Source organism: Chitiniphilus eburneus (assembly GCF_005048205.1).
In the GTDB taxonomy this organism is placed as follows: Bacteria; Pseudomonadota; Gammaproteobacteria; order Burkholderiales; family Chitinibacteraceae; genus Chitiniphilus; species Chitiniphilus eburneus.
This window is the reverse complement of the sequence record NZ_SUMF01000013.1, coordinates 87928-94487: the sequence shown is the minus strand read 5'-3', so window position 1 is coordinate 94487 and position 6560 is coordinate 87928. Positions and strand designations below refer to the sequence as shown.

The 6560-nt window shown below is 67.0% G+C and carries 7 protein-coding genes; 2 read left to right on the top strand and 5 right to left on the bottom strand.

The annotated features are described in order from the left end of the window. Positions 1 to 180 precede the first annotated feature (180 nt). The 3 genes from alkB to FAZ21_RS21085 are packed head-to-tail and all read right to left on the bottom strand — an operon-like array spanning position 181 to position 2041. Complete coding sequence (alkB, locus tag FAZ21_RS12425; protein ID WP_136773761.1) at positions 181 to 834, bottom strand: DNA oxidative demethylase AlkB; 654 nt, start codon at positions 832 to 834, stop codon at positions 181 to 183. Next, the gene (locus tag FAZ21_RS12420; protein ID WP_136773760.1) at positions 831 to 1538 is read right to left on the bottom strand and encodes a 2OG-Fe(II) oxygenase; all 708 of its coding nucleotides are present in this window, start codon (positions 1536 to 1538) and stop codon (positions 831 to 833) included. Before FAZ21_RS12420 ends, alkB begins: the two co-directional genes overlap by 4 nt. Continuing rightward, positions 1535 to 2041, bottom strand: a complete 507-nt coding sequence (locus FAZ21_RS21085; RefSeq protein ID WP_211243447.1) for a methylated-DNA--[protein]-cysteine S-methyltransferase — start codon at positions 2039 to 2041, stop codon at positions 1535 to 1537. The genes FAZ21_RS12420 and FAZ21_RS21085 overlap by 4 nt, the downstream gene beginning before the upstream one ends. A 159-nt stretch (positions 2042 to 2200) precedes the next feature. Here FAZ21_RS21085 and FAZ21_RS12410 point away from each other — a divergent pair, with 159 nt between their 5' ends. Next, on the top strand, positions 2201 to 2839 hold the full coding sequence (locus tag FAZ21_RS12410; RefSeq protein WP_136773758.1) for a DNA-3-methyladenine glycosylase family protein: 639 nt from the start codon (positions 2201 to 2203) through the stop codon (positions 2837 to 2839). 10 nt (positions 2840 to 2849) lie between these two features. Here the strand turns inward: FAZ21_RS12410 and FAZ21_RS12405 are convergent, their stop codons facing one another. Further along, complete coding sequence (locus tag FAZ21_RS12405) at positions 2850 to 3206, bottom strand: DUF6404 family protein (RefSeq protein ID WP_136773757.1); 357 nt, start codon at positions 3204 to 3206, stop codon at positions 2850 to 2852. A gap of 113 nt (positions 3207 to 3319) precedes the next feature. Continuing rightward, positions 3320 to 4114, bottom strand: a complete 795-nt coding sequence (nudC, locus tag FAZ21_RS12400; protein ID WP_136773756.1) for an NAD(+) diphosphatase — start codon at positions 4112 to 4114, stop codon at positions 3320 to 3322. Positions 4115 to 4584: 470 nt separating this feature from the next. Here nudC and FAZ21_RS12395 point away from each other — a divergent pair, with 470 nt between their 5' ends. Further along, positions 4585 to 6336, top strand: a complete 1752-nt coding sequence (locus FAZ21_RS12395) for a hypothetical protein (RefSeq protein WP_136773755.1) — start codon at positions 4585 to 4587, stop codon at positions 6334 to 6336. Positions 6337 to 6560: the final 224 nt, after the last annotated feature.

Below are 6560 nucleotides of genomic sequence, written 5' to 3'. Positions count from 1 at the left end.
CGCGGGTGGCCTTTTCTTTGGTTCGTTTCTTTTGGCCACGCAAAAGAAATGAACCGGCCCGCCCGGCCGCTAAGGGCATCAATCATCCGCGCCGTAAGGCGCTCAGCGTTTAAAGCCTTTGACGTTGCAGTTGCAGTTGCCTTGGCAAAAAAGGCCCCCGTCCCTCGACGGCCCTCCCCCTTATGTCACCTGCCGAAAAGTAAGATTGACCCGACACTCCCCCAACAAAGGATGCACGCCCGGCTTCACCGGCAGCACCCCGTGATACCGCATCCGCGCTGGGCCACCCCAGACCACCACATCGCCATGCGCCAGTGGAATGCGCTGGGTCTTGTCTTCGCGGCGGTCGCCGCCGAACAGGAACACGGCGGGCAGGCCCAGCGAGACCGAGACGATGGGCTGGGTGAGCTGGTGCTCGTTGCGATCCTGGTGCAAGGTCAGCCGTGCACCGGGCTGGTAGCGGTTGATCAGGCAGGCCTGCGGGTCGAAGTCGGGGAAGCCGGCGCGCCGGGCGGCGTCGAGCGCCAGCGCCAGCCACGGCGCGGGGATCGCTGGCCAGGGTAGGCCGCTGTCGGGGTCGATACCGCTGTAGCGGTAGCCGCGCGCGTCGCTTACCCAGCCCAGGTGGCCGCAATTGCTCATCGCCACCGACATCCGGTGACCACCTGGCGTGACCAGATGCCGGAACGGCGCCCGCGCGATCAGCGGCGCCAGCGCGGCCAGGATCTCGTGCTGCGTGGCCAGCGCCAGCCCGCGCAGCACCATGGCGCCGGGTGCCAGGGGTTCCGCCCAGTCGGGCTGTTCGTCGGGTTGGTCGAAGAGATCGAGGTTCATGTCGCGTCGTGGAAAATGATACCGAGCGTATGCCGTCGTCCGCTGCGCAACCGGCTTACACCGTGCCGCATCGTGACGCGGTAAGGGCCGCGTGTGCCATTCACCGGGCGCTGGTTCACGGCGAAGATCACCGCATCGCCCTGCCGTAGCGGCACCACTTCGACGCGCGATTGCTGGCGTGGGCGCTGTTCGGTCAGTACGAATTCGCCGCCGTCGAAATCAATGCCAGGGCGGCTGAGCAGCACGGCCACTTGCAGCGGAAACACCTGCTCGCCGTACAGGTCCTGGTGCAGGCAGTTGTAGTCGCCCTCGTCATATTGCAGCAGCAGCGGCGTGGGGCGGTGCTGGCCCGCCGCGTGGCAGCGCGCCAGCAGGTCCGCGTGGTTGGCGGGGTAGTGCGTGGCGACGCCCAGCGTGGCGTTCCAGCGGTTGGCGATGGGGGCCAGCCGGGCATAGAGGGCACTGCGCAACGCCTGGACCGGCTGGGGCAAGGGGTAGGAGAAATACTGGTATTCGCCCTGGCCGAAGCCATGCCGAGCCATTACCACGCGGCTGCGGAAGCTGCCGGCCTGCGGGTACAGCGCCGCCAGCGCGGCGCAGGCCTCCGGGTCGAGCAGCGCCTCGATCACCGCGTTGCCGCGGGTGCCGAGTTCATTTTCCAGGTGCGGCCAGTCCTGCGCGGCGATGCGTGCGTCGGTGTTCATGCGGCCTCGCGGGCCAGCAGGGCGCGCTTGCGTGCCGCGCCCCAGCGATAGCCGGATAGCCCGCCGTCCCCGCGCACCACGCGGTGGCAGGGTATGACCACGGCCAGCGGGTTGGCGGCGCAGGCGGCGGCCACGGCGCGCGCCGCCGTCGGGGCGCCGATGCGGCGGGCGATCTCACCATAGCTGGCGGTCTGGCCGGGCGGGATCTCGCGCAATGCCTGCCACACACGCAACTGGAATGGGGTGCCGCGCGGGTCGAGCGCGATGGCAAGCGGCTGTGCGGGCGCGGCGATGAAGCCGGCCACCCAGCCCAGCAGGGTGGCGCAGGCGGCATCGTCGCGCAGTGGCGTGGCCATTGGAAAGCGCGCACGCAGGTCGCGCAGCAGACTGTCGCCGTCGTCGCCGAGCAGGATGGCGCGGGCGCCATGCTCGCCCTGCGCGACCAGCAACAGGCCCAGGTCGCAGGGGCCGAGCGCGTAGTACAGGCGGGTTTCGGTGTTCATGGTGGTGCTCCGGTGAGGGACGGTTCCACGATATGCCCAAGGCGGTTTGCCGGAACTCCGTTGCTTGCGCAGGTATCGCCGTGCCGACGGACGCAAGATGCGAAGTGCCGCCAGGGCGATTTGCTGTTTGAATGGCATTCCATCTTTGCCGTCCACGCCATGACCGACGACCGCTATCTCGCCGCCAGCCGCCACCTTGCGGCGCTCGATGCCGACTGGGCTCGCCTGATCGATCAGGTGGGGCCATGCCGCCACCAGCCCAAGCCCGCACGCGAGCCCTACGAGGCGCTGATCCGTGCCGTTGCCTACCAGCAACTGCACGCCCGTGCCGGAGATGCCATCCTGGCGCGGCTGTTGGGATTATTCGCCGGCCCCACGTTTCCTGATCCGCCGCAATTGCTGGCGCTACCGGACGATGCGCTGCGCGGTTGTGGCTTTTCGGCGCGCAAGCGGGTGACGATCCAGGCCATTGCCGCCGGCGTGCTCGACGGCCGCGTGCCGACGCGAAGCGAGGCGGAGGCGCTGGACGATGCCACGCTGATCGCACGCCTGAGCGCCTTGCCCGGCATCGGGCGCTGGACGGTGGAAATGCTGCTGATCTATACGCTGGAACGGCAGGATGTCTGCCCGGCCGACGATTTCGGCGTACGCGAAGGCTACCGCTGGTTGAAGTCGCTGCCGAGCCTGCCGCCGCCCGGTGCATTGCGGCTGGCTTCTCGGGCCTGGGCGCCCTATCGCACGGTGGCGGCGTGGTATCTGTGGCGGGTGCCGGCGTTGCCGGGCTATCGCAAGGTGTGACGGGCGAGCGTCATTCCGGCAGGTCTTCCCAGCGCGGCAAGCGGTATTGCCGCGCCGTGGCGGCGTAGAACAGCGCCTGGAACAGCCCGTAGATCGTGCCGACCAGGGCCGACAGCAGCAAGGCCAGCCAGCACGGCATCATCACTTGCGGCCCCCACAGCGCCAGCCACATGCAGACGCCCCAGATGGCGCCGAACCACAGCCCATTCCAGAACAGGTTGACCGCGAACGGCTGGAAATGTGGCGGGCGGAGCCGGAGGCCCAGGCGCCATGCCAGCCGCAGCCACCAGGGAAAGCGCGCACTCTCCCCCACACCGCGCGTGTTCAGCAGGGTGATGGCGGCGGCCAGCCTGGTTTCAAAAGACATGTGAAATCCCGATCCGGAGGTTAGGCAGCTTAGGAGGCCGGAGTCGATGCGGCACCCGCCAACGGGGTGGCCCACTGGACGGAAGGTGAGACCGGTGACAGGTGGGGCGCGGGTCAGCGTTCCAGCGCTGCGCGGATCAGCCGGTAGGCAATGCTGCCCGGGCTGGGCAGTTCGGGCAGACGCTCGGGAGAGAACCAGCGCGCATCCTCGATTTCCCCCGCCTCGGGCACGATGTCGCCGGAAACGTAATCGGCTTCGAACGCCAGCATCAGCGAATGTGGAAATGCCCAGCTCTGGCTGCCGAACCAGCGCAGGTTGGCGATGCGCACGCCAACTTCCTCCATGGTTTCGCGATGTGCGCAGGCTTCCAGGCTTTCGCCCGGTTCGACGAACCCTGCCAGTGCGCTGTAGACCCCGCTGCGAAAGTGCGGTGAACGCGCCAGCAGCAGATCCCGGCCGCGCCGGATCAGCACCATCATTGCCGGCGATACGCGTGGCCAGACCTGATGACCGCAGGCCGGGCAGCGACGGCTGGCTTCATCGGGCACTGGCTGGGTGGCGCCGCCGCAGACGCCGCAGTAGGCATGGGTGCGGTGGAAGGTGAGCAACTGGCTGGCGCGTCCCGCCATCAGCCATGCCGCTTCATCCAGCAACCCGTAGCTGCCGCGCAGCGCATGGGCGGCAATGCCGGCCGGCAGCGCATCCAGCCCGCGCCAGCCGGCGACCTGCACCGGCCGCCCCTGGTAATCGCCGATCCACAGCAGCGTTTCCGGCGGTGGCAACAATGCCAGCGACGCCAGCCGACCCTCTCCCAGCAACAGCGCGTCGCCGGCGAACGAGAGCGTCAGCGCGTCGGGCAGCGGCTGGGAAAGCAGACGGTATTGTGGCTGGAACGAATCGGGAAGCATGGCGCGGGTACGGCGGGGGGCGGGTGTTCGATGGTGCCGCAGCGGCGGTGCGGATCGCAAGGGCCAGCCACTTATCGGCGCACCTCGCCGCCGATAAGTGGCGACAAACCGGCGTGCTGGTTTCCGTGTACCTGTCCACCGCGATCAGGATTGGCATTCGGGGTTGTCCAGCGCTGCACGGGACGGCGCTTTTGCGCGTCATCGGACGCCACGCCGTGCCCATGGCCGCGCACGGCGGCCTACATGACAATGACAGTAACATCATTTTCTAATGACGACGTTCATCAGCTTTTTGTACGCTGATGAAATTTATTTCATGTGCATGAATGGGGATGGCATACCGTGGAGCGGTCATGCACATGGCATGACGGCTGTGGGAGCCGTTCCGGTTTGCCGAACCGGGGCAACGGGAATTCCAGGCCATCGCATCCATCCGGGCTGCATCGCCCGCACCCTCCAAGGAGCTGCACATGGGCAAGTTCACCGTTCTGGAAGCGGGACTGACCCGCTTCGACCTCGACAAGATTGAAGTCCTGGGGCGCCCCTGTCGGCCGCGCATCCTGGTACTCACCGAGTCGTCGCTCAACTACCGGGCCAATTCCGACTTCGGTCTGTGGCGCTTTCTGCACGGCCTGACACTGGCGGCGGGCGTGACCAACAAGCCGGTGCTGACGCTGGCGTATCGGGGCGTGCACAGCCCCGCCAGCATTGCCATCGAGGGTGACACCTACAACATCGTCAACAACTTCAGCTTCGCCACCGCCAGCCCGGCGGTCACGGTGGCCAACTATGACCAGATCTGGTTATTCGGCATCGATACCGGCAACGCCCTGCCCGATAACCAGGTACAGGTCGTTGCCAATTTCATGAATGCGGGTGGCGGGGTCTTCGCCACTGGCGATCATGCCGCACTGGGCAACGGGCTGTGCGGTGATCTACCGCGCATCCGCCGCATGCGCGAGTGGAACGATATCCCGATGGGCATCGAGGATGACGTTTCGGTGGCGGTACAGCGCATCGATACCGTGGTGAATCCGGGCGTGGGCGGCATCTTCGAGTTCGACGATCAGTCGGACAACATCCCGCAGCGCATCTATCCCAACTACAAGGTCAGCCCCAGCGGCAGCCTGTGGAAAGCGGAGATTCACCCCTTGCTGCGTCTACCGGGCGGCACGCTGGTCCGCACCGAGGGCACCGGCGTGGACGCGCTGTTCGCCAACGATATGGATGTGCTGCCGGATCACCCGCACGAGAGCATCTGCCGCGCGCCGTTGGCTTCGCAACTGGACGACATGTACACACGCACCTCGCCGGACTTCGCCGAGTTCCAGCCGTCGGTGGCCGATGGCGGGGTGCGGCAGAACGCCGAGATCGTCGCCTACGCGGTATCAGGCGGCCGGGCGATCTATCGCGTCGGTTACTGGAAGCCGCCGGTGCGTCCGCGCATGTTCGGCGTGATCTGCGCCTACGACGGCCGGCTGGCGCAGGCCTATGCCGGGCAATCGCAGCGCCCCGGGCGCATCGTATGCGATTCCACCTGGCATCACTTCGTCAACACCAACCTGGACGGCACGGGCTCCGGGCGCACCGGCCTGGGCGCTTGGTCGGGCGGCACACCGGGTTCGGGCACGTTCACGCCATCGACCGACCTGCAAAAGATCTTCGGCTACTACCGCAATATCCAGGCATGGCTGCAACCGGCCAACCGCGTGTGGTGCCGCCTGCTGTGGGACCTGGTGGCCGTGCGCTTCAACCCCAAACTGATCGAGGAACTGCTGGAAATCCGCCGCCTCACCGGCTGGCGCGATGTGGTGGGCCTGGGGCGCGAAGCCGCGCAACTGATCGGCCAGGAACGCGGCCCCGGCTTTGCCGAAGCGCTGGTGGACGACATGCTGCTGCTGGAGGAAAAGAACGGCGGCCTGGCCGACGCGCTGCGCGCCAACCTGCTGCACGACACCGATATCGATACTGAATCGCTACGCCACGGCGTGCTGGGCGCGATGCTGGCGCAACTGGCGCGCGAACTACCGGCGCACGACGAGGAAGCGGCATTCAAGGCGTTGTCGCGTGGCCCGGAAAAGCTGGTCAAGCCCCTGACCGCCGCTGCGCAGAGCGCCTTGCAGCAAGGGCTGGAAGACCAGACGCGCCGCACCGAACGCACGCTGGCGGTGCTGAAGGAACGCCGGCTTCCACCGGTGAAAACGCCACGCGGCAAGGAGTAGGCTCTAGGGTGAATCGACATTCAAACATGGGTGCGAAGGAGGAAGGCCGGATGCAGGGCAAGGCGTGCCGAGCGAAGTGGGGTGATCCCCACGAGCGAGGCACAACGCAGCCATGCGCCCGGCCTTCGTCCTTCCCTTCGGGTTGGTCTGTGGGCCGGTGTCTGCTTTGTCGCACGGCTTGCAGAGAGGAAGGCTCTCTGCGGCGCCGCGCTTCGCGCAGCCAT

What these genes read in the sequence shown, in the direction of transcription:
- alkB (WP_136773761.1), bottom strand. Translation starts at nt 834, where the DNA reads ATGAACCTCGATCTCTTCGACCAACCCGACGAACAGCCCGACTGGGCG.
- FAZ21_RS12420 (WP_136773760.1), bottom strand. Translation starts at nt 1,538, where the DNA reads ATGAACACCGACGCACGCATCGCCGCGCAGGACTGGCCGCACCTGGAA.
- FAZ21_RS21085 (WP_211243447.1), bottom strand. Translation starts at nt 2,041, where the DNA reads ATGAACACCGAAACCCGCCTGTACTACGCGCTCGGCCCCTGCGACCTG.
- FAZ21_RS12410 (WP_136773758.1), top strand. Translation starts at nt 2,201, where the DNA reads ATGACCGACGACCGCTATCTCGCCGCCAGCCGCCACCTTGCGGCGCTC.
- FAZ21_RS12405 (WP_136773757.1), bottom strand. Translation starts at nt 3,206, where the DNA reads ATGTCTTTTGAAACCAGGCTGGCCGCCGCCATCACCCTGCTGAACACG.
- nudC (WP_136773756.1), bottom strand. Translation starts at nt 4,114, where the DNA reads ATGCTTCCCGATTCGTTCCAGCCACAATACCGTCTGCTTTCCCAGCCG.
- FAZ21_RS12395 (WP_136773755.1), top strand. Translation starts at nt 4,585, where the DNA reads ATGGGCAAGTTCACCGTTCTGGAAGCGGGACTGACCCGCTTCGACCTC.